Here is a 21,662-nt window from a genome sequence, read left to right on the forward strand (position 1 = left end):
CAGCAATGTTCGGAACATTAAAACTTAACTTATTCGCTGCTGTCTGTGCACTTGCTATGGCTTTAGTGAGCCACCCGGCGTCAGCACAACAAAAACAGACCATGAATGGCTGGGACGTTCATTACAGTGCGTTTAACTCAACCTTTTTGACACCGGATATTGCGGCTCAGTACGACATTACCCGAAGCGCAAAACGAGGTGTTATTAATATTTCGGTTCTGGACAGTGAAACTAACGAAGCGCTGGCCGTTCCGCCCAGAGGTTTTGTCAGTAACCCTCGTGGCGGCGTGCAAAATCTGGAATTTGAAAAAATCACCGAAGGCGACGCTATTTATTATCTGGCCAGTTTTTTATTCGGCGACCAGGAGCTCATGCGTTTTACGATAAACCTTAAAGATGACAGCGGTAATCAAGAAACGCTAGAGTTCGAACAAGAGCTTTACCACGAGTGAGCACTTGCTCACTCTCTGGTTTTGATGCCAAAGAACGTCGCTTCGCCCGCATCATCGACTTCCCGCACCGTTAAGATGACATCACCCAGCGTGGCTTTATCCCCGATAACCACGCGGCGGTGAAACTTTTCTGTAAAATAGTTTTTCAGGCTTTTTCCTAATAACTTTTCATCAATGGGTCCTAACGGATAAACACTCGATAGTTCAGCAAAACTTAGATCACCGCGTAAGCTAAAGTCACCGAAAAAGTGCTTGTCATTAACCGTTAGTCCCTTGCCGCCGGACGCCAGAATACGACTGACTTCGCTAATGTCTTTGGTGGTCGCTGCAACAAGTAGGCTGTCGCCCTCCTCGACAGTTGGCTGAGTTTCCGGCTGCAGCCACTCTCCCTCGCGAATCAGTCCGATAAAGGTTGCCGGTGCGGTTAATTTTAATTCGCTCCAGTTATGGTCACATGCCGGTGAATTCTTATCAATTTCGTACAGCCAAACCTCCAGTGCTTCTTTACTGGGTACCGCAGACAAGGGCATACGCTGCTGGGGCTCAGCTTTTTTGGGGACTTCAAGTTGCAGCCAACGGGCCATCGGGGCGATGGTCCAGCCCTGAATTATCAGCGATACCATAACAACAACAAAAGCAATATCGAAATACAGCTCCTGCTGCTCTACACCACTTAACCAGGGGAATAAAGCCAAAATAATGGGGACTGCACCACGCAGCCCAACCCAACTCATAAAAACCTGCTCGCGCCAGGGAAAAGAAAACGGCAATAGACTAATAAATACCGCGGCCGGGCGCGCAATAAAAATAAGCGCAAAAGCAATACCCAGCGCCACCGGTGCATATTCAACCAGATGCGAGGGTGTTACCAGCAAGCCCAGAATCAAAAACATCGCGATTTGCGCCAGCCAAGCCAGGCCATCCTGAACATGAAGGATATGTACTAGCTGCGGCAAGCGGGCGTTACCAATGACAAAGCCGGCCAGATAAACAGCAAGAAAGCCACTGGCATGTAACAGCGCAGTAGCCGCATAAATCATGACCGCACTGGCAACTGCCAGCAACGGGAAAAAAGAAAAGCTAAGCGGTAACTTGCGCGCCGCAACAATAAATAGGCGCCCACCCAGCCAACCAAAAAGCAGGCCTCCCAGCAACTGCCAAAGTACTTCAAGCAGCATGACATACCACAAATTGAAGGTGCCGCTTGCGACAGCTGCCGTCATAGTTAGAGTCAGGATGACTGCCATAGGATCGTTGCTACCCGACTCGATTTCCAGCGTTGCGCCCACGCGCTCTTTAATTTGCAGACCCTGTTGCTGGAATATCCCAAATACTGCCGCGGCATCGGTTGAGCTCAGAATAGCTCCGATCAATAAGGCCGCTCCCCAGGATAAGTTAAACCAGTAAACTGCAGCGACTGCCACTAGGGTGCAGGTTATTGCCACGCCTATGGTGGCCAGGCTTATTGCCGGCCAAAGAGCTACCCGAAAGCGCTGCGGGTTGGTGCGCATACCTCCATCAAATAAAATAATGAGTAGCGCAGTGGTACCAATAAAAAAGGCAATGTTGGGATCATCAAAGGTTAAACCGATTACGCCGTCCGTGCCGGCCAGCATGCCGACTACCAGAAAGGTCAGCAAAATGGGCGCACCTAATCGGTTAGATAACACACCTGCTAAAATACTGATAACGAGCAATACGCCACAAATCAGCAGCAGTGTATTAGCTGTTTCCAAAATGGCCCTCCTTACCTCTTTGAGTTCCTGCGAATTTTTACAAGCCATGATAGTATGGCACAAAATTAATTCGGTAAATTCACAATCATGAACACTAACAGTCGCGAAATTGTATTGGCCACCGGAAATCCCGGTAAAGTAACAGAGCTTCAGGCTATGCTGGCAGACCAACAGGCCACTTCTGGCTGGCACATCCGGCCACAATCCGAATGGCAATTTGAAGAGGCTGAGGAAATCGGTCTCACATTTGTTGAAAATGCTCTTATTAAAGCCCGGCACGCCTGTCAGCACACCGGCTTAGCGGCAATCGCCGATGATTCTGGTCTTGCCGTTCCAGCTCTTGGTGGAGCTCCTGGGGTGATTTCAGCACGCTATGCCGGCCCCGATTGCAGCGACGCCGAAAACATTGAAAAATTAATGCGTGAGCTGAAGGATGTACCAGCCAGTCAGCGCCAGGCAACTTTTCATTGCGTTTTAGTGTTTTTGCGCCATAGCACCGACCCAACGCCACTAATTTGCCATGGCCAGTGGCATGGTGAAATATTAACGGCCCCCAGCGGCAATGGTGGTTTTGGTTACGATCCGATTTTCTGGGTGCCGGAAAGACAGTGCTCTGCAGCACAACTTAGTCCGGCCGATAAGCAGGATCTCAGCCATCGCGGCAAGGCATTAAAACAACTGGTATCCTACTTTACGGCAGTAACCGAATGACTGTATCACCGCCTCGGGCCCTAGCGCCTGAGCTTTCATTATACGTACATGTTCCCTGGTGCATTCAAAAATGCCCCTACTGTGACTTTAATTCACATAAGCTTAGCGGTGCTATTCCGGAACAAGCCTACATTAGCCGTTTACTCGACGACCTGAATAGCGATCTTGAATGGGTTCAGGGTCGAGAAATTAGCTCGATTTTTATTGGCGGAGGCACACCGAGTGTCTTGTCAGCAACCGCAATTGAACGGCTACTCGAGGGTATTCAGCGGCGATTAAAGCTGACAACGGAATGTGAAATCACACTGGAGGCAAACCCCGGGACCTTTGAAACTGAAAAGTTTGCCGCATTTGTCAGTGCCGGAGTTACCCGGCTTTCTATCGGTGTACAAAGTCTGCAGCAACAGCAGTTAACGGCGTTAGGCCGCATCCACAATCCGCACCAAGCGAGGCAGGCGGCCAGTCATGCCCGGCAACTTCCTTTAAAAAGCTTTAACCTGGATCTAATGCATGGCTTGCCGGGGCAGACCGTGCAAAACGCACTAACCGACCTGCAGCAAATCATTGACTTGCAGCCCCCCCACATTTCCTGGTATCAGCTGACCATCGAGCCGAATACTCTGTTTGCCAGTGCTCCGCCTGAGCTGCCGGATGATGATGTGCTGTGGGATATTTACCAGGCAGGACATGAGCTGCTGCAACAAGCCGGTTATCACCAGTATGAAGTGAGTGCCTATGCTAAGCCCGGACATCAAAGCCTTCACAATCGCAATTACTGGCGTTACGGAGACTACCTGGGAATTGGCTGTGGCGCGCATAGTAAAATAACAATGGCTTCGGCTAATCGCATCATTCGTTGTGAAAAAATTAAGCATCCCCAGGGGTATCTCGATTTAACCAGAGAGTTGCGTTATCAGTTAACCGAGGTTAGCCCGCAAGATCGTTATTTTGAGTTTTTTATGAACCACCTGCGGTTACTGGAGCCTATTTCTAAACAGCGTTTTGAGGCAACAACACAACTGTCAGCCGTCTCAGCTTCTGTCAAGTTGCAGAGCGCTATCAGTCAGGGCTGGCTGACCGAAGACACCGGCTACTGGTACTTAACGGCCAGCGGTCACCGCTTCCTGAATACGGTGCTGGAAACCTTGCTTTAAAGGTTACAGCACTTCAAACATCAAATCCCAAACACCATGGCCTTTACGTTCGCCTCGTTGTTCAAATTTGGTTTTTGGGCGATTTGACGGCCGCTCAACATAGTCATCGCTAGCCGATAGGTTCTTTAATTTGGGGTTGTTATTAAGCACTTCGAGCATATGTTCGGCATAGTTTTGCCAGTCCGTCGCCAAATGTAAAATGCCCCCTCGTTGCAGTTTCACAACCAGCTTTTCGATAAACTCCGGTTGAATTATACGACGCTTGTGATGGCGCTTTTTATGCCATGGGTCGGGAAAGAAAATTTGTACCCGATCCAATGCGGCGTCGGCAATACAGTGTTCCAGCACCAGTACCGCATCTTCATTAAAAACACGAAGGTTATCAACACCCGCATCTCCGGCCGCCATTAAGCAGGCGCCAATGCCGGGCTCATGCACTTCAACGCCAATAAAATTGCGTTCCGGGGCCTGTTGAGCCATTGTCACCAATGAATAGCCCATGCCAAACCCTATCTCAAAGGTCACTGGGTTGCTGTTGCTAAAAACCTGTGCCAAATCCAGCCTGCCCTGTTCCAGCTCCAGCCCCATCTTCGGCCAATAACGTTCAATGGCTGCCGCCTGGCCTTTCGTTAAACGCCCTTCCCGCTTCACAAAACTACGGACTTTACGCACATATTTGCCCGCCGCTTCGGCTTCTTCGGCACTTTTAAACTGACTCATGAAATGACTAACACCACGTAATTAAGAAGAAAAAACTTACTCAATAAAAAAGCGGGCCTGCTTTTAACAGACCCGCCCGCAATTTTAACGCTTTTAGTTCTAGTCAGGCAACGATTAACGTTCGACAGGAACCCGGTTAACGACTTTCAACTCAGCTTCAATACGGCGGTTTTCCTGACGGTCCGCAGCTGAATCTTCCATCACCTTGGGATCAGACTCGCCGTGTCCTTTATAGGAAACGCGCTGACCTGAAACATCAAAGCGGTTAACTAAAATATCGGCTACCGCCTTCGCACGACGCTCAGACAACCACTGATTGTAGTCTTCTTCACCTACACTATCGGTATGACCGTGGATGGTGATATCCAGCTGAGAATGCTTTTTCATGAAATCAGCGATATCTTCAATACGGCTCATGGCTGACTCAGGCACCTTTGAAGAATCAAACGCAAACTCCACCAACAGCTCTTCGCGAACGGTTTCATTTTTATATTTAACACAACCATTTTCGTCAACAGAATATTCTGCCGGCGTGTTCACACATTTATCTTTGCTGTCAATGACGCCATCGCCATCGCTATCGACGGTTTCCTGAGTTGTCTGCTGGGCTTGCTTAGGCTGCACTACAGGACGCTCCTGAACATCACTGGCAGTTGGCTCACCGAACCATACCTGCAGGCCAACGTTGGCAAAAAGCTCGGTGTGGTCTAGTTCCCAGCCACGTTGAGCACCGGCTTCAACGCGCCAGGATACCTGATCGGTGATGAAACTACGGTGACCAAAGGTTGCCCGCACCATGGCGTCCGTTAAATCGCCTACGTCAGTGGCGTTGATGCCCAGTCCGGCGTAGAAGTTATCATTCAAATGATAGAGGTAATCAACACCATAGGAGTAGCCGTACAAATCACCAGGGGCGCCATCAATACCGGCCTGAACGTAGTCGTAGTAAAGGCGGGTTTCCCAGAACTCAGTTAACATGAAACCGCCTTCCAGACCACCGGCAAAGGTACTGAAGCCGTCATCCGCCTGATACAAGACATTTTCTTTAATGCCCTGACGGTCGGAGTCCAGTGATAAAGCACCAACGCGGGCGCCAAGATACCACTCGCCCGGCTCTTTAGCCGTCTGTTGCGCCAACGCGGTAGAGCTTATACCTACACCGATCAGAGCCAGTAAAACCGTATTCAATTTTTTCATCGCAAACTCCTTGTTCATGCTAATGCAATTCTGAGCTGATGTGATTTCACGTCAGCCTTTGCCCAGATGCGTACAGTATAGACCATTTCTGAGTTTTATCCGAATTGTTTGCAATTATTTACATAGCCGAAGGGCTAGGTTCTAATAGGGCTATAGCACTATAGAATAATTGATGACGGTCGCGATGCAGACACGCTTTTCTACTCGGGTACTTTGCTGGTTTACCTGCCACGGACGCAAAACATTGCCGTGGCAACAGGATAAAACCCCCTATAAAGTCTGGGTATCTGAAATAATGTTACAACAAACCCAGGTAGCAACGGTAATTCCTTATTTTCAACGGTTTATGCAGCGTTTCCCGACGGTAAAAAGCCTGGCCCAGGCACCGCTGGACGAAGTGTTGAGCCTCTGGACAGGCCTCGGCTATTATGCCCGGGCCAGAAACTTGCAAAAAGCAGCGCAACAGGTTTGCGAGCATTACGACGGGCAACTGCCCTGCTCGGTAGAATTGCTGTCCGGGTTGCCCGGTATTGGCCGCTCAACAGCCGGCGCTATTACATCACTGGGCTGTGGCCAGCATGCGGCAATTTTAGATGGTAATGTAAAACGTGTACTCGCGCGTCACTTTGCCATTGCCGGCTGGCCGGGCAAAGCAGCTGTACTTCGTCAGCTCTGGCAACTTACTGAACAACTAACGCCCGCACACCAGCACGCCGATTACAATCAGGCGATGATGGACTTAGGCGCCCTGGTATGCACCCGCTCTAAACCTTTGTGTCACCTTTGTCCTGTTGCCGAAACCTGCAGCGCCAGAAGTATGCAACGGCAAACGGACTATCCGGGCAAAAAACCAAAAGTCGAAAAACCCGTTAAAAAAGCGTTTTTGCTGGTTAATGTGTGTCAAAACCAAGTGTTATTAAACCAACGCCCTCCCGCTGGCATATGGGGCGGTCTGTGGGGATTCCCCGAATTCCCGGATAAGCAGGATTTATTAAACGCAGTAGCGAGTACCAACGCTGAAATTACCGAGCTAAAAAATTTTCGTCACACGTTTTCACATTTTCACTTGGACTGTTATCCAATCTTGGTTAATAGTAGAGATTCTGAGTCTATTATCCTTGAGAAACAACAACGGTGGTTTGTTATCGGTCACCAGATTGATGTCGGGCTGGCAGCCGCCACAGTAAAAATTTTTAAACAACTTGAGGAGCATTTATGAGCCGCACGGTATTCTGTCAATACCTACAGCAAGAGGCTGAAGGCCTGACCTTTCAGCTATACCCGGGCGAGTTGGGCGAACGGATTTATCAAAACATATCCAGCCAGGCCTGGAGCGAGTGGCAGAAAAAACAGACCATGCTAATTAACGAGAAACACCTCAATATGATGGCAGAACAGGATCGCAAGTTTCTTGAAGAAAAAATGGTTGAGTTTCTGTTTGAGCGCAAAGACATTGATGTTGAAGGCTACACGCCACCGACGTCCGGGTAACATAAAGTCTTCCGTTAAAAATTGACAAGTGCAACGGACTGTGGGTCCTCACTGGAGCCTCAGCGTCAATTCTGTTAGACTACTAACGAATTCAACAAGAGGGAGTTTCTATGAAAGCGCCGTCCTGGCGAAGAGCCGTGCTAAAAGTAGGTAGTGCGCTCATCGCGCCAGATGAAACCGGAGTCAGCACCAAGTATTTGTTGCCCATAGCCCGGTTTATTAACGAGTGCCGCGAACGCGGGCAAGAAGTTGTTCTAGTCTCTTCAGGCAGCGTTGCTGCGGGTCGAAAGCACATTCATTTTGAACATAAAAAAGTTCCGGTAGCGGTGCGCAAAGCCATGTCCGCTGTCGGCCAGAACGAAATGATGGGTTATTGGTCGCGCTTTTTTGACTTTCCCTGCGCACAGCTACTCATGACGCATAGTGACCTACGCGACAGAGCGCGTTATGTCAGCATTAAGAACACTCTGAATCGTTTATTAGAACACAGTGTTTTACCCGTCGTTAACGAAAATGACGCGCTGGCAACCGATGAAATGAAGGTCGGCGATAACGATAACCTATCCGCAATGATTGCCACTCTGGTGGATGCCGATGCGTTATTTATTTGTTCCGACATCGATGGCTTGTACGATGCTGATCCTAATATTAACCCGGAAGCCAAAAAGATACCGATTGTTGAGCAAATCGATGAGAGCATTTTCTCGTTGGCCGGCGGCTCGGTCAGCGCGGTTGGTACGGGTGGTATGCGCACTAAAGTAGAAGCGGCAGAAAAAGCCACCTCTCACGGTATTGATACCTATATTGTAAACGGCCGCAAAGGCGAAACCTTTGAGTCTCTGTTACAGGGTGAAATTCCCGGTACCCTGTTCCGCCGTCAGTCAGACCCGATTAGCAACAAGAAGCATTGGCTAAGGCACACGCTAGTGGCTCAGGGTGAGGTTATGATTGATAAAGGCGCTGAAAAGGCCTTAATGGAAAACGGTGCATCGCTGCTGAGTTCAGGCATTGTTGATGTTCAGGGCGACTTTGACCGCGGTGATGCGGTATTAGTCCGAAGTGCTAACGATACCGAAGCATTGGCTAAAGGTATATGTCGCTACAGTTCTCATGAACTGCTACACATTAAAGGTCAGCAAACCGAAGATATAGCCGAACAATTTGGGTATAGCCCGATGACAGAGGTTATACACCGTGACGATTTAATGATTTTGGAGGATTAATGAGCGAACAACTAGCAACCGAGATTTCTCAACGCGCAGCAAAAGCTGCCCGGGCAGTGGCAACACTCTCAGAAGAGCAGAAAAACAGTGTGCTGAAAAAAATGGCGAATGCCATTCGTCAGCACAAAAACACGATATTACAGGTTAACAAGCAAGACTTAGAGGCCGGTAAAGAGAAAGGCCTGTCCGATGCCATGATGGATCGCCTGCAACTAGACGATGACCGTATTGAAGGTATGGCAACGGCGATTGAAGAAATTATTGAATTGCAGGATCCGGTTGGCGAGCGTTACCTGGTTGAAGAACGGCCAAATGGCTTGAAAATTGAAAAGATGCGCATCCCTCTGGGCGTTATTGCAATGATTTATGAAGCTCGGCCCAATGTTACAGCTGACGCCGGCGCACTTTGCTTCAAGTCCGGAAATGCGGTGATTTTACGTTGTGGACGCGAAGCTATCGAGAGCAGCAAAGCGATTGCCGTTGCTCTGCACGAGGCACTGGAAGAAAGTGGCCTGCCGAAAGATGTGATTACCGTAGTCCCGACTCCCGATCGCGACTTAATGAAAGAACTGCTGCAACAAAAAGACTATATCGATTTGGTAATTCCTCGCGGTGGCGAAGGCCTAATCCACTATGTCAGCGACAATAGTAAGATCCCGGTGATCCAGCATTACAAGGGTGTTTGCCATCTTTATGTGGACAAAGACGCAGACCTGGATAAAGCACTGGCTATCCTCATTAACGGCAAAACACAACGTACCGGCGTCTGTAACGCGCTGGAAGCTTTGCTGGTGCATAGCGACGTTGCCGATGATTTCCTGCCGAGAGCAGCCAAAGCATTGGCCGAGAAAAATGTCACTGTACACGCCGCTAAAGACTCGATTAAATTCTTTGACGGCGCTGATGAAATTGCTGTTGAAGACTTCGGTGAAGAGTACTTAGCACTTGAGATCGCTGTGCGCACCGTCACTGACTTTGATCAGGCTGTCGAACATATTCAGCAATTTGGCAGTGGCCACACTGAAGTTATCATTACTGAAAACGATAAAACTGCAGAACAGTTTATTCGCGAGGTTGATTCTGCAGTAACCATGGCCAACGCCTCATCACGCTTTTCTGATGGCGGCCAATTAGGCCTGGGTGCAGAGATCGGCATCTCGACCAGTAAGTTACACGCATATGGACCCATGGGCCTGCAGGCACTAACTACAGAGAAGTTTGTGGTAACAGGAAACGGTCAAACACGCGATTAATGTTATAAACCGCATATCCGCGCTCAGAAAGCCTGCCCAGTAATTTCGGGCAGGCTTTTTTTTGCCGGTGACTAACCTTTTTCGTAGCCGGTTAAAAATTCGGGCCAGTCGCGGCTCTCTTTCCAGTAAAACGGCTCACACTGGTTTTTCTCTTTAATTAAAGAACGTTTTAAACGTGCCAGGTTTTGTTGTTTCCACTCACCGGGCTCTTTAATACCACACTTATCAAAATCGACTATCCAGGCTTTCTCCTGGTCATCGAGCATTAAGTTATGACAATTAAGATCTGAGTGATAAACATTACAATTGTGCAGTTGCTTTACTGCTGCGCCCAGCAGCTGCCACTCTTCAGCAGTTAAAGACTTTTCACGTAATAATCTAAAAACATCCACGGCCCCGGGAATCACTTCAACCAGAATATCGGCTTGATAACTGAACAAACCTGTTTTTAACATTCTTGCTGCAATAGGCTTAGGCACGGGAAGGTTTAACTGCTGGAGCTTATTCAGAAGATCAAACTCGTGAATAGCGCGACTACGTTCAGCAGGCTCCCGAAAAAACCGGTCTTTATTAACTTTGCCAACTAACCCACCCCGGTAATAGTGGCGTAAAACCATGCCATGATCACCTTGCTGTATAAACCAGACAGTTGCCCGACCCGCGGAATTACCAGCGATGGCTTTTTGCTGCTGCCAATAACGGGCAGAAAAGTGCTTCGCCTCGCAATCCGCTAACATTTGCTCGTCAAATTTTATGAATTCTTTCCCGTCTGCCTTGGTTTGTACCATACGTTGTCCTGTTAAAGTCGCTCCCATAGCGTGATGAAGCATCCGCTCGGTAGCGCCTTTGTGTTGATTTAGCACTTGTTGTGCGGCGGCATTTTGCCTGTTCCGTAGTTGCTCATTAGTGAAAAGGTGAATAACCTCTTCGCTCAGTGCATCAGCGTGATTGACCCACTCAACCCCCCCGGCAACATGCAATTGCTGGTAAATACTTGAAAAGTTATAAACCGATGGCCCCGAGAGTACGGCACTTTCCCCCGCAATCGCTTCCAGCGGATTATGTCCGCCACGTTCGATTAAACTGCCACCAACGAAACTGACCTGAGCAAGGCGTGTCCACACCAGCATTTCGCCGATACTGTCGGCTAATAGCGCATCGATAGCGGGGGTTACCTGTTGAATGGCGTCACGTCGGCAAAAACTCAAGCCCTGATTATCAAGCAGCCTGGCAACTTGCTGAAATTGTTCAGGATGTCGCGGAGCGATAATTAGCAAACTATCCGGCAACGCTTTTTTTACCGCCGCTGCAGCGGCCATAACTTGCTCACTCTCCCCCGGATGAGTGCTGGCTGCCAGCCATACCTGACGCCCCTTTAATTGCTGTTGAATAACCGCCGCCTGTTGCTGTTGCGCATCAGATACCTGGATATCAAACTTAAGATTGCCGTCCACCAGTACATTGCGTTTGTCTGCCCCCAGCGCTGTTATCCGCCTTGCCGACTGACGATCCTGCGCCGATACCCAATCCAGTTGTTGCCAGCACCCTGCTGTTAAACCGGCGATGCGCTTATAGCCAGCCGCAGACTTTGCCGAAAGCCTCGCATTGAGCAAGCATACGGGTATCCGATGTTGTTTAAGAGTGTGCAAAAAATTAGGCCAGAGCTCAGTTTCCATTAGCCAGACTGCCCGGGGCCGAGTACGGCGAATAAAACGCCGACAGCTGGCTGGTGCATCCAGTGGCAAATAAACACAGCGAACACGTTGTGAAAAATGCTCTTTAATCAGCTGGCGTGCCGTCGGGGTCATACAGGAGACCGTTACCGGCAGTGACGGAGCGGCTTGCAATAAAGCTTCTATCAATGCGCGCGCCGCTATGGTTTCACCCACCGAGGCCGTATGAATGAGGACGCCGCCCTGCCAGTGGTGCTGGTAAGACAAATAACCGAGACGCTCGGATAAATGCTGCCGATAGCGCCGGTCCTTGCGGCTACGCCAGTAAAAATAGAGCAGCAGCAATGGCTGCAGAAGACCCATCAGGCCAGCATAGAGCCTACGCCACATCATTATCGCCAGTATTCTGCTATCCAGCGGGTCGGCAATACCTTACGATACCATTTACCACTACGCCCCTGCAGGGCCTGATCGGGGTGAGGTTTACCATGAAAAATGATAACTTTGGCACCTTCAGGAATTCTGGGCTGTTGAAAGAAACTCAGCGGGAAAGGCCGCAGGCAGTGACGTTTGAAGCTACGGCACCACTTGGCCGGCCAGTAGCTTAACTTGCCCTGACGGTCAACAAACTGAGTAATATACTCCTGTTCATTACGCACGGGCTGTGTTGCTTTTTCAGGATTTTGTTTCAGATAGTCCAGTGCATCCTCATGTGCACCAGCTTCAAAACGAAATACTGAGGTGTTGCCGGTTGCATCGGATTTATCCCACTCTTTGATCACCAGAAACTCGCCTTCGGGCTCAAAAAACTCGTCCAAGCTGCCAACGATAACGATATCTAAGTCAAGAAACAGCGTTGGCCCTTTGAGATCATACAGTGGATTAGCAAAGCATGTCAGTTTTAGCCAGCCGTGCGCTTTGGTCCAGGGTTTTTGCTGATCAAAGTCATCAAAGCCAATTTTTGGAATAGGCTTGACTTCGACTTCCTCGCGAATACCTTCTTCCTGATCAGTTAAACAAACAAAGCGAAAGGGCCTGCTCAAATGGCGGCTGACCATAGAGTACAAGGTATTAACATAGTCAGAGCCGTATTTGTCGCCCCATTTGATACATATCACGTTAACCGTTTTAGTATCTTTATCCATTAAAGTATCTCCACTGAATTAACCTGCGCATGATGCCATAAATTAAAGGCAGACGGTATTAGATCTGACTGCTTTAAGGTACCGTACTAAACAGACTAAACAGACCAAAAAAGGACTTATTGTGAAACAGTTTGACCGCCAAGAGCTTGCAGCCATGGATAACCGCAAACGCGTACAGTTTATTAACTCGCTGTCAGGCTTCAAAAGTGCCAATATGATTGGCACCAGCAGCAGAAAGAATAATGACAATCTTGCCATTATCAGTTCCGTTGTCCACCTGGGTACCAACCCGCCCTTGCTCGGCTTTATCTTGCGCCCGCATTCGGTCGACCGGCATACCCTAGATAATATCAAAGATACCGGTGTTTACACGGTCAACCAGGTTCATGCCGGTATTTATAAGGCGGCTCACCAAACTTCCGCCCGCTACGCCCGCGAGCTGTCAGAGTTTGAAGAGACCGGCTTAACGGCAGAGCGCTACGACGGATTTCACGCGCCTTTTGTCAGCGAAAGCAAACTGTCCATGGGGGTGAAATTAGTTGAAGTTGCCACCATTACTCACAATGACACTGAGTTTGTTATTGGCGAAATTCAGTGGGTAAGGACCGAGGAAAGCGCCATTCAGGACGATGGTCTTGTCGATTTAGAAGCTTTGGATACTGTGGCAGTATCCGGTCTGGATCGCTATCACAAAAGCTCGGCTTTAGCTCGTTTAAGTTACGCAAAACCGGACCAGGAGGTTCGTGAGATCCCGTTGGCAGGATTGTCTGACGATGAAAAAGACTGAGGTAACAAAAATTCGGTTGATCCTTGGCGATCAACTGAATGCCAGCCATAGCTGGTATCAGCAAGACGGTGACGATACCCTTTATGTGATGATGGAAGTCATGCAAGAGGCCACTTACGTCAGGCATCATCGGCAAAAAATACTGGCGCTTTTTGCAGCGATGCGGCGGTTTGCCACAGCGCTGGAAAAAAAAGGTCTGCGGGTTTGTTATTTGACCCTGGATGATGAGGAAAATCGCCAGTCAGTCACCGACAACCTGAGCTGGTTACTTAAACAGTATCCGGAAGCGCGACTGCAGTGTCAATTGCCGGATGAGTACCGACTGGACCATGCATTGCGGAGCTGGGCAGGGGCCCGGGATATTGTCATTGACTGGTGCGACAGCGAACACTTTCTGACCCCTCGCGACAGTATTAAGCAGATTTTTGGTAACAACAAAAGCTTGCTAATGGAAACCTTTTATCGCCACCAGCGGCGCCAGTTTAATCTGCTCATGGAAGATGGAAAGCCGGTCGGGGGACGCTGGAACTTTGACGGCAACAACCGTAAAAAGATTCCTGCCAGCGAAAATTTACCGCAACCGCTGACGTTCGGTAATGATGTCACCGCAATTGATGAGATGCTAACCCAGGCAGGTGTTGAAACCTTAGGCACTGTAGATGCTACTAAGCTGTTGTGGCCTACCTCGCGCCAGCAGGCGCGACAATTACTGGATTACTTTTGCGATCATCTATTGGTTAAATTTGGTACTTATCAGGATACCATGACCACAGAGGACGAGCATCAGCACGCCTGGAGCCTGTACCATTGCCGCCTGTCTTTTGCTTTAAACAGTAAAATTCTCAGCCCGCTGGAGGTCGTATCCAGGGCCATTGAAACCTGGCGGCAGCGACCGGGTGAGATTACTCTAAATCAGATTGAGGGCTTTGTCCGGCAAATTATTGGCTGGCGCGAATACATCAGGGCGATTTATTGGCATCACATGCCCGCTTACAAGACACTCAACCAGCTTGAGCATGATCGTCCATTACCTCGTTACTACTGGGATGCTGATACAAAAATGAATTGTATTAAGCACAGTGTCCAGCAGTCACTCGATTTTGCTTACGCTCACCATATACAACGGTTAATGATCACCGGCAATTTTGCCTTATTAGCCGGGGTCGATCCGGATGCGCTTGATGAGTGGTATCTGGGTATCTATATCGATGCCTTCGAATGGGTCGAGTTACCCAACACCCGTGGCATGAGTCAATACGCAGACGGTGGTCTGTTAGCAACCAAGCCTTATGTCTCCAGTGCCAACTATATCCAAAAAATGGGGCATTATTGTAAAAACTGCTACTATCGCCACAATCAGAAAACGGGTGAGCGGGCCTGTCCTTTTAACAGCTTATACTGGCACTTTATCGACCGTCATGAGCAGCGTTTTAAGGACAATCATCGAATGAATATGATGTACTCTGTATGGAACAAGAAGTCGCAGGAAGAGCGTCAGCAGATCCTGCAGCAAGCAAACGACTATCTCAAACGCGTTAACGACTTATGAGGAAAAAGGCAATGAAGCAGTGTCTCTTTAGTCTAATTTCTGTGGTTTTTCTGGCCGCTTGCCAGTCAGAACCAACACCGGTGAAAGCTCCAGTGCAAGTTTTTGACGCTGAGCAATACTTAGGTAAATGGTATGAAGTGCTGCGGATGCCGCATGGTTTTGAAGAAAATCTTATCGCCGTTTCTGCAGAATATCGACTTAACGGGGACGGTTCGCTGGAGGTAACTAACCGCGGCTGGCACGTTAATGATAACGAGTGGCAAACTGCAATCGGCCGGGCAGAGCCCGTGGAGAATTTAACCGCTGCCTATCAAGTCACGTTTTTCTGGCCGTTTTATGGTGGCTATTACGTTAGCTGGCTGGATCCTGACTACCAGTTAGCGATGGTAACCAGTGATTCTCACGATTATTTTTGGCTGTTATCCAGAACCCCGGCGGTAGCTCAGAGCGATATTGACTTCGCTCTGGCTAAAGCTAAACAGTGGGGCTTTGATATCGACCAGATGATCCAGGTGGAGCATCCGGCCGAACTGAGGTAAGCCGGTTTTAGTTAAAGCGGCGGGCTGCGCCCTGACCACGTTTTGCCGCTGGCTTGCGACCATCCCGGCTGTCACGTCCACCACGCGGGGCTGGGCGTGGTGCGCGGGAAACCTGCTCACTGGTTATTTCCAGAGACATCGGTTGCTGACGCACTCGTGCGCGTTTCAGTACGTTAACAACATCGCCTGGTAAGCCTTTCGGCAACTGTACTAACGAGTGCTGGTCAAATAATTGTATTTGACCAATGAAGCGACTGTCCATCGAAGCTTCGTTAGCAATAGCACCAACGATATCACCAGGCTTAGCACCATGCTCGCGTCCAACTTTGATTTTGTAGGTATCAAAATCGACATCTGCAGCACGGTTGCTGCGCTCAGCTCGAGGCTTACGGCGCTCGCCGCGTTCTGCACCACGTTCGTTGCGTTCAGCACGCTCGCGAACCGGCCGATCCTCTTTCAGGAATAAAGGGCGCTCTTTGTGCTGTTGCTTCAGCAAGGCCAGAGCAATCTGCTCAGCACTTAACTCACTCTCAGCTAACCACTTCTGCAATAACTGCTCAATCGGTTGATGATTGTCTATCTGCAGGCTTTGCTCTATCTGAGTTAACAGTTGCTGCTGCCGATGCTCGCTTAACTGCTGGGCATTCGGCACATCAAAGTACTCGATAGATGAATTCGTTAACCGCTCGTAATGGCGCAACAAATGGCGCTCTTTCGGACGGAAAAACAAAATCGCTTCACCTTCACGACCGGCACGGCCCGTGCGGCCAATGCGGTGCACGTAGGACTCTGTGTCGCCTGGCAAATCGTAGTTAATAACGTGGGTAATCTCTGGTACATCAAGGCCGCGCGCGACAACGTCAGTCGCAACCAAAATTTCAATATGACCGCTGCGCAGTTGGCTGACTGTTTGTTCCCGTTGCGTTTGGTTCAGGTCGCCACTTAACGGAGATGCTTTAAACCCTGAACGCTGCAGTAGTTCAGCCAGATCCATCGTGTCCTGTCGAGTGCGGACAAAAATAAGCGCTCGCTGGTAAGGTGTCACTTCCAATAACCGTGTAAGAGCAGTCATTTTTGTTAAGCCGGCAACCTTCCAGGCTTTTTGCTTAATGGTGGCTTTTTCTCGTGCAACAGCCTCTACCTGAATGTTCAGCGGCTGCTTAAGATAGGTTTTCGCCAGCTTACGGATAGCCGATGGCATGGTCGCTGAAAACAGAGCGCGCTGAGCATCTTCCGGAACCGCGGCCAACAACGTCTCAATATCTTCAATGAAACCCATATTCAGCATTTCATCAGCTTCATCCAATACGGCAACGCGCAGTGCATCCAGCTTCAATACTTTTTTGTTCAGTAAGTCAATCAACCGGCCCGGCGTACCAACGATAACTGAGGTGCCTTTTTTCAGCGCCTGGACCTGCGGTCCAAAAGCGGCACCACCGTAGACTGTCGCGACGTTGACATCTTTCATCTGCTGCGCAAAGCTTTCGATCGCTTCAGCAACCTGAATCGCCAGCTCGCGAGTTGGTGTAACAACCAACACTTGTGTTTGCTTCAGTGACGGATCGATGGCCGCCAGCGCAGGCAAGCCGAACGCTGCAGTTTTACCGGTACCTGTCTGCGCTTCACCAAGCACATCTTTACCGTCCATTAGCGCCGGGATCGACTGCTGCTGGATCGGAGTCGGTTGACTAAAGCCAAGTTTTTCGAGCTGGTTTAATAAGGTAGCAGGAAGTGCCATGTCGCTGAACGACATGCCTGTAATAGTATCTGACATGAATATCTCACTCATTCCTGTTTGCGCTGAGGCAAACGTACAACAAAATAAGGGGTCTGGCCCGGCAACAGGAATCATGATAAGTGCACATGCAGACAGTCACACGATGGATGCTGCGATAAACTTTGCCATTATCTGGAATCAGGCGCTCAACCCCACGAATCAAGGGTTTCCGCAGCCTCTCTGACTCAGTGTCTGTCACTGATATAAGCGGATGTCCTTGAAGGAGGGCATACTATACGCTTATTTTATTAATTTGCAAGCCCGTTAACCGTAAACACTGAAAGACGCATGGGTTAAACAGGCTTTTTACCAAAAAGTTGAACCTTTCACCCATTTATTAGCTACATTGGTAGAACACGTTATTTGTAAGGAGACGGACTATGTCAGCTCATTCTATGTCATCACTGACTAAAACTGATTGTTTTATCGAAGGCCACTGGGTGCCAACCGAAGCTCGCTTTACCGTAACAAACCCTGCCACCGGTGACGTTATCGCCGAAGTGGCTGATGCAGATGAAGACCTGACGCAGCGCGCTATTAACTCAGCTGAGGATGCACTGCACTCGTGGTCTCGAAAAAGCGCCCGTGAACGCGCTGAGTTACTGCGTAAGTGGTATAACTCGATGATCGACAATAAGCAGGCACTGGCCGAACTGATGAGTGCGGAGCAAGGCAAGCCTGTTCCGGAAGCTGCCGGCGAAGTTGAATACGGAGCCAGCTTTGTTGACTGGTTTGCAGGTGAAGCAGAGCGTATGGATGGCGACATTTTACCGGTCGTTGATAACAGCAAACGCGTTTTAGTTATGAAACAGCCGGTCGGCGTTTGTGCTGCGATAACTCCGTGGAATTTTCCTAACGCAATGATCACCCGCAAAATTGCACCGGCGCTTGCCGCTGGCTGTACCATTGTTGTTAAACCTCCTCAACTGACACCATTATCCAGCCTGGCTCTGGCTCAGCTGGCCAGCGAAGTCGGTATTCCCGACGGGGTAATTAATCTGATCCCGACAACAGACGCCAAAACAGTCGGTAAAACCCTGGCCACGTCAGACAAAGTCCGTAAATTATCCTTTACCGGCTCAACAGGTGTCGGCAAAGTATTAATGCAGCAGTGCTCCGAAAACGTTAAAAAGATATCATTAGAACTTGGCGGTAACGCACCCTTTATCGTCTTTGACGATGCCGACGTTGATAGCGCCGCTGAACAACTTATGGCCTGCAAATTTCGCAATGGAGGACAAACCTGCATCGCTGCAAACCGAATTTTAGTGCATGAATCGTTAAAAGATGACTTTGTAAACGCTATTACTCAAAAGGTAAAAGCTCTGCGGGTGGGGCCCGGTGATAAAGAAGGCGTTGATCTTGGCCCGCTCATCGATACTGACGCCGTTGATAAAGTCCAGCGTCTGGTTCTCGCAGCAAAGTCTGATGGTGCAACCATCGAAACCGGTGGCCATGTTCTGAGTGACCTTGGCGATCTTTTTTACGCTCCCACCGTGGTCAGCGGTGTAACCGAAGATATGGAGATCAATAACGAGGAGATTTTTGGTCCGGTCGTTGCCATCAGCACCTTTGAAACTGAAGAAGAAGCGATTGAAAAAGCCAATAATACACCCTTTGGTCTTGCCTCCTACTTTGCAGCTAAAGACACAGCACGGATCTTCCGTGTCAGTGAGGCGCTCGAGTACGGCATGGTCGGTGTTAACACCGGTGGTATTTCACATGCCTATAACCCATTCGGCGGGATTAAAGAGTCCGGCGTTGGCAGAGAAGGTTCGAAGTATGGTCTGGATGAATATCTGGAGATCAAAACGATCACGCTTGGCGGACTCGGATGAGTAGCTACCAGGCTTTACTAAGCGATTTAAACCAGACTTACAACACCGGGCTGACGCGCCCGGTGTCCTGGCGCAAAAAACAACTGGAACAGCTTGAGCGTTTTTTACAACAACATCAACAGTCTTTGCTAAGCGCCCTGCAAAGCGATTTGGGTAAGCACCCCAGTGAAGCCAGGCTCACCGAGCTGCAGTTTCTCTCAAACGATATCTCGCATACATTAAAGAAATTACCGCATTGGCAAAAACCACGACGAGTTTCAAACCCTTTATTGGTGTTTCCGGCCCGCAGCCAATTGGTTCCCGAGCCCTTGGGCACCGTGCTCATATTGGGGGCCTGGAACTACCCGGTGCAACTGTTATTAGCCCCCTTAATAGCGGCTATAGCTGCAGGCAACTGTGCGGTTATCAAACCTTCTGAGCACGCTCCTCAGACCGCCTTAATGATTGAAAAGCATCTGCCGGACTATCTTGACCCGGCAGCGTTTAAAATACTCTGTGGTGACGCTGAAGTTTCTTCTCAGCTAACCAAGCTGCCCTTTGACCATATTTTTTATACCGGCGGTTCAAAAGCGGCCAAATCTATAATGACAGCAGCCGCTGAGCACCTGACCCCGGTAACTCTGGAACTCGGAGGTAAAAGCCCGGCTGTCGTCCTGTCAGACTGCGATTTGACAGTAACTGCCCGGCGAATTATTTGGGGAAAGTTCTTAAACGCTGGTCAAACCTGTATTGCGCCAGATTATCTGTTGGTCGAGGAGGAAATTAAAGACGCTTTAGTGGATGCCATGAAACAGGTAGTGGTTGATTTTTATGGCGAGGATCCTCAGGCCGGTGAAGACTACGGCCGGATTATTCATCAGCAGCACTGGCAGCGCCTGGTCGACATGCTTGACGGACAAAAGGTCATTTTTGGCGGACAATACAGTAAAAAAGATCGTTACCTGGCACCGACTTTTGTTGATGATGTTGCCGCCTCGGACACACTGATGCAGGAAGAAATTTTTGGCCCAATCTTACCTATCATTAAGGTAGCCTCCGCCACCGAAGCGATAGAACAGATACAGTCAAAACCTAAGCCGCTTGCCCTTTATGTATTTTCCAAAAACCAGCGCCTGTTAGATCAATTTACGGAACAGGTTTCAGCCGGTAATGTCTGTTACAACGATACGCTAATGTTTATGCTAAACCAGGAGTTACCTTTTGGTGGCGTCGGCAACAGCGGTATAGGTCGTTATCACGGCAAGTGGGGATTTGATACTTTCAGCCACCTTAAACCCGTAATGACCCGGCGTTTTGCCTTTGATATTAAATTAAGATACCCACCATACAGCAGTCTGAAGGACAAAGTACTGAACTGGCTTAGTTAAAACTTCATTTACTATTGAATTTTACGCTGTTCGCCAGCATATCTTAAGCAGACCTATTTAATAACAGGAGCAGACGACAAATATGGCTGCAGGAAACGTGGTTGACGTAACAATTCAGAACTTTCAGCAGGTGCTACTGGAAGGGTCACAGGAAAAACTGATCATCATCGACTTTTGGGCTGATTGGTGTGAGCCATGCAAGCAGCTGATGCCAATACTTGAACGCATAGCTGCACAATACCCCGAGCAACTGACGCTGGCAAAAGTTAACTGCGATGAGCAGCAGGAACTGGCAATGCAGTTTGGTATTCGAAGCTTACCCACCGTGGCTTTGTTTAAGGATGGCCAACCTATAGACAGCTTTACCGGAGTGAAATCTGAGAATGAAATAAAAGAGCTGCTCAGCCAACATTTGCCCAGTCCAACCGATGGCTTAATTGAAAAAGCACAACAGGCGCTTGCTGAAGGCAATGCCGCAGACGCTTATACCTATGCTAAACAAGCCTGCGATGTCGATAGCGGCAACATGCAGTGTATTAAACTTCTGGCAGAAGCGGCAGTTGATAATGGTCGGCTGGAACAGGCCAAAGAGCTAGTCGGAACCATCCCGATGGTTGAACAGGATCAGGATTACCAACGCATTGTCAGCAAAATTAAATTAGCGGAAGAGGCTGCTGACTCCCCCGAGATAAGGGCCTTACAGGAACAAGTTGATGCTGATCCTCAGGCACATGAGGTAAGGCTAAAGTTAGCCATTCAGCTACACCAGTCGAAGCGTGACGAAGAAGCTCTTCAGCACCTCTTCCTGGTGCTGCGCAAGGACCCTGTTAATGAAGAAGCAAAACGCAACATTATGGATGTTATCAATGCATTGCCTGATGGTGATCCACTCTCATCCAGAGCTCGTAGAGAATTATACAGCATGATGTATTAATGGTTGTTCAATAGCAACGAGCTTGGCCGGCCCCTCTGCCGGCCTTTTTTTTACTTCCCTTTCCCCAAAGCTGACTGATTGACAAAAACGTTGTACGGACGCGGTTACCCCCAGAG

At 49.1% G+C, this 21,662-nt stretch carries 19 protein-coding genes; 13 read left to right on the forward strand and 6 right to left on the reverse strand.

Annotated elements, in window-relative coordinates; all coding sequences use genetic code 11:
- The first annotated feature begins 5 nt into the window (after positions 1-5).
- The gene (locus tag LG288_RS08930; RefSeq protein WP_404399852.1) at positions 6-452 is read left to right on the forward strand and encodes a DUF4426 domain-containing protein; all 447 of its coding nucleotides are present in this window, start codon (positions 6-8) and stop codon (positions 450-452) included.
- 8 nt (positions 453-460) lie between these two features.
- Here LG288_RS08930 and LG288_RS08935 read toward each other — a convergent pair whose 3' ends face one another.
- Complete coding sequence (locus tag LG288_RS08935; protein WP_404399853.1) at positions 461-2,188, reverse strand: potassium/proton antiporter; 1,728 nt, start codon at positions 2,186-2,188, stop codon at positions 461-463.
- Positions 2,189-2,275: 87 nt separating this feature from the next.
- Here LG288_RS08935 and rdgB point away from each other — a divergent pair, with 87 nt between their 5' ends.
- Positions 2,276-2,899 carry an RdgB/HAM1 family non-canonical purine NTP pyrophosphatase gene (gene rdgB, locus LG288_RS08940; protein ID WP_404399854.1) on the forward strand — a complete coding sequence of 208 codons (624 nt, stop codon included), beginning with the start codon at positions 2,276-2,278 and terminating at the stop codon, positions 2,897-2,899.
- Entirely contained in the window at positions 2,896-4,053 is a 1,158-nt protein-coding gene (hemW, locus tag LG288_RS08945; RefSeq protein WP_404399855.1) for a radical SAM family heme chaperone HemW, read from the forward strand. The genes rdgB and hemW overlap by 4 nt, the downstream gene beginning before the upstream one ends.
- Before the next feature lie 3 nt (positions 4,054-4,056).
- Here hemW and trmB read toward each other — a convergent pair whose 3' ends face one another.
- Entirely contained in the window at positions 4,057-4,773 is a 717-nt protein-coding gene (trmB, locus tag LG288_RS08950) for a tRNA (guanosine(46)-N7)-methyltransferase TrmB (RefSeq protein WP_404399856.1), read from the reverse strand.
- Positions 4,774-4,887: 114 nt separating this feature from the next.
- The gene (locus tag LG288_RS08955) at positions 4,888-5,970 is read right to left on the reverse strand and encodes an OmpA family protein (RefSeq protein ID WP_404399857.1); all 1,083 of its coding nucleotides are present in this window, start codon (positions 5,968-5,970) and stop codon (positions 4,888-4,890) included.
- 172 nt (positions 5,971-6,142) lie between these two features.
- On the opposite strand from LG288_RS08955, the gene mutY reads away from it, so the two are divergent.
- The 4 genes from mutY (at position 6,143) to LG288_RS08975 (ending at position 9,937) form a co-directional block, all read left to right on the forward strand.
- A complete protein-coding gene (gene mutY / locus LG288_RS08960; RefSeq protein WP_404399858.1) occupies positions 6,143-7,189 on the forward strand; it encodes an A/G-specific adenine glycosylase in 1,047 nt (348 codons plus the stop codon).
- Positions 7,186-7,461: an oxidative damage protection protein gene (locus LG288_RS08965; protein WP_404399859.1), complete on the forward strand. Its 276-nt coding sequence runs from the start codon at positions 7,186-7,188 to the stop codon at positions 7,459-7,461. Before mutY ends, LG288_RS08965 begins: the two co-directional genes overlap by 4 nt.
- 110 nt (positions 7,462-7,571) lie before the next feature.
- Entirely contained in the window at positions 7,572-8,684 is a 1,113-nt protein-coding gene (proB, locus tag LG288_RS08970; RefSeq protein WP_404399860.1) for a glutamate 5-kinase, read from the forward strand.
- Positions 8,684-9,937 (forward strand): glutamate-5-semialdehyde dehydrogenase, encoded by a 1,254-nt coding sequence (locus LG288_RS08975; RefSeq protein ID WP_404399861.1) that lies wholly within the window; start codon positions 8,684-8,686, stop codon positions 9,935-9,937. Before proB ends, LG288_RS08975 begins: the two co-directional genes overlap by 1 nt.
- A 71-nt stretch (positions 9,938-10,008) precedes the next feature.
- On the opposite strand, the gene waaA is transcribed toward LG288_RS08975, so the two are convergent.
- Together waaA and LG288_RS08985 are read right to left on the reverse strand one after the other, a co-directional pair.
- Positions 10,009-12,003, reverse strand: a complete 1,995-nt coding sequence (gene waaA, locus LG288_RS08980; RefSeq protein WP_404399862.1) for a lipid IV(A) 3-deoxy-D-manno-octulosonic acid transferase — start codon at positions 12,001-12,003, stop codon at positions 10,009-10,011.
- A complete protein-coding gene (locus LG288_RS08985) occupies positions 12,003-12,755 on the reverse strand; it encodes a glycosyltransferase (RefSeq protein WP_404399863.1) in 753 nt (250 codons plus the stop codon). The genes waaA and LG288_RS08985 overlap by 1 nt, the downstream gene beginning before the upstream one ends.
- A gap of 154 nt (positions 12,756-12,909) precedes the next feature.
- On the opposite strand from LG288_RS08985, the gene LG288_RS08990 reads away from it, so the two are divergent.
- The 3 genes from LG288_RS08990 to LG288_RS09000 are packed head-to-tail and all read left to right on the forward strand — an operon-like array spanning position 12,910 to position 15,630.
- On the forward strand, positions 12,910-13,542 hold the full coding sequence (locus LG288_RS08990; RefSeq protein ID WP_404403076.1) for a flavin reductase family protein: 633 nt from the start codon (positions 12,910-12,912) through the stop codon (positions 13,540-13,542).
- Positions 13,529-15,091 carry a cryptochrome/photolyase family protein gene (locus LG288_RS08995; protein ID WP_404399864.1) on the forward strand — a complete coding sequence of 521 codons (1,563 nt, stop codon included), beginning with the start codon at positions 13,529-13,531 and terminating at the stop codon, positions 15,089-15,091. Before LG288_RS08990 ends, LG288_RS08995 begins: the two co-directional genes overlap by 14 nt.
- A gap of 11 nt (positions 15,092-15,102) precedes the next feature.
- Positions 15,103-15,630: a lipocalin family protein gene (locus tag LG288_RS09000; protein ID WP_404399865.1), complete on the forward strand. Its 528-nt coding sequence runs from the start codon at positions 15,103-15,105 to the stop codon at positions 15,628-15,630.
- Between the two features lie 7 nt (positions 15,631-15,637).
- Here the strand turns inward: LG288_RS09000 and LG288_RS09005 are convergent, their stop codons facing one another.
- Positions 15,638-17,404, reverse strand: a complete 1,767-nt coding sequence (locus tag LG288_RS09005) for a DEAD/DEAH box helicase (RefSeq protein WP_404399866.1) — start codon at positions 17,402-17,404, stop codon at positions 15,638-15,640.
- Positions 17,405-17,802: 398 nt separating this feature from the next.
- Between LG288_RS09005 and LG288_RS09010 the strand changes: the two genes are divergently transcribed.
- The 3 genes from LG288_RS09010 (at position 17,803) to trxA (ending at position 21,546) form a co-directional block, all read left to right on the forward strand.
- Positions 17,803-19,245, forward strand: coding sequence for an NAD-dependent succinate-semialdehyde dehydrogenase (locus tag LG288_RS09010; RefSeq protein ID WP_404403078.1), 1,443 nt, complete (start codon positions 17,803-17,805; stop codon positions 19,243-19,245).
- Positions 19,242-20,612 carry an aldehyde dehydrogenase family protein gene (locus LG288_RS09015; RefSeq protein ID WP_404399867.1) on the forward strand — a complete coding sequence of 457 codons (1,371 nt, stop codon included), beginning with the start codon at positions 19,242-19,244 and terminating at the stop codon, positions 20,610-20,612. Before LG288_RS09010 ends, LG288_RS09015 begins: the two co-directional genes overlap by 4 nt.
- 82 nt (positions 20,613-20,694) lie before the next feature.
- The gene (gene trxA / locus LG288_RS09020) at positions 20,695-21,546 is read left to right on the forward strand and encodes a thioredoxin (protein WP_404399868.1); all 852 of its coding nucleotides are present in this window, start codon (positions 20,695-20,697) and stop codon (positions 21,544-21,546) included.
- The last annotated feature ends 116 nt before the right edge of the window (positions 21,547-21,662 follow it).

The organism is Idiomarina seosinensis (assembly GCF_044797955.1).
In the GTDB taxonomy this organism is placed as follows: Bacteria; Pseudomonadota; Gammaproteobacteria; order Enterobacterales; family Alteromonadaceae; genus Idiomarina; species Idiomarina seosinensis_A.

What these genes read in the sequence shown, in the direction of transcription:
- rdgB (WP_404399854.1), top strand. Translation starts at nt 2,276, where the DNA reads ATGAACACTAACAGTCGCGAAATTGTATTGGCCACCGGAAATCCCGGT.
- mutY (WP_404399858.1), top strand. Translation starts at nt 6,143, where the DNA reads ATGACGGTCGCGATGCAGACACGCTTTTCTACTCGGGTACTTTGCTGG.
- hemW (WP_404399855.1), top strand. Translation starts at nt 2,896, where the DNA reads ATGACTGTATCACCGCCTCGGGCCCTAGCGCCTGAGCTTTCATTATAC.
- proB (WP_404399860.1), top strand. Translation starts at nt 7,572, where the DNA reads ATGAAAGCGCCGTCCTGGCGAAGAGCCGTGCTAAAAGTAGGTAGTGCG.
- LG288_RS08985 (WP_404399863.1), bottom strand. Translation starts at nt 12,755, where the DNA reads ATGGATAAAGATACTAAAACGGTTAACGTGATATGTATCAAATGGGGC.
- LG288_RS08995 (WP_404399864.1), top strand. Translation starts at nt 13,529, where the DNA reads ATGAAAAAGACTGAGGTAACAAAAATTCGGTTGATCCTTGGCGATCAA.
- LG288_RS08930 (WP_404399852.1), top strand. Translation starts at nt 6, where the DNA reads ATGTTCGGAACATTAAAACTTAACTTATTCGCTGCTGTCTGTGCACTT.
- LG288_RS09000 (WP_404399865.1), top strand. Translation starts at nt 15,103, where the DNA reads ATGAAGCAGTGTCTCTTTAGTCTAATTTCTGTGGTTTTTCTGGCCGCT.
- trxA (WP_404399868.1), top strand. Translation starts at nt 20,695, where the DNA reads ATGGCTGCAGGAAACGTGGTTGACGTAACAATTCAGAACTTTCAGCAG.
- LG288_RS08975 (WP_404399861.1), top strand. Translation starts at nt 8,684, where the DNA reads ATGAGCGAACAACTAGCAACCGAGATTTCTCAACGCGCAGCAAAAGCT.
- LG288_RS09005 (WP_404399866.1), bottom strand. Translation starts at nt 17,404, where the DNA reads ATGTCAGATACTATTACAGGCATGTCGTTCAGCGACATGGCACTTCCT.
- trmB (WP_404399856.1), bottom strand. Translation starts at nt 4,773, where the DNA reads ATGAGTCAGTTTAAAAGTGCCGAAGAAGCCGAAGCGGCGGGCAAATAT.
- LG288_RS09015 (WP_404399867.1), top strand. Translation starts at nt 19,242, where the DNA reads ATGAGTAGCTACCAGGCTTTACTAAGCGATTTAAACCAGACTTACAAC.
- LG288_RS09010 (WP_404403078.1), top strand. Translation starts at nt 17,803, where the DNA reads ATGTCATCACTGACTAAAACTGATTGTTTTATCGAAGGCCACTGGGTG.
- LG288_RS08990 (WP_404403076.1), top strand. Translation starts at nt 12,910, where the DNA reads ATGGATAACCGCAAACGCGTACAGTTTATTAACTCGCTGTCAGGCTTC.
- LG288_RS08965 (WP_404399859.1), top strand. Translation starts at nt 7,186, where the DNA reads ATGAGCCGCACGGTATTCTGTCAATACCTACAGCAAGAGGCTGAAGGC.
- LG288_RS08955 (WP_404399857.1), bottom strand. Translation starts at nt 5,970, where the DNA reads ATGAAAAAATTGAATACGGTTTTACTGGCTCTGATCGGTGTAGGTATA.
- waaA (WP_404399862.1), bottom strand. Translation starts at nt 12,003, where the DNA reads ATGATGTGGCGTAGGCTCTATGCTGGCCTGATGGGTCTTCTGCAGCCA.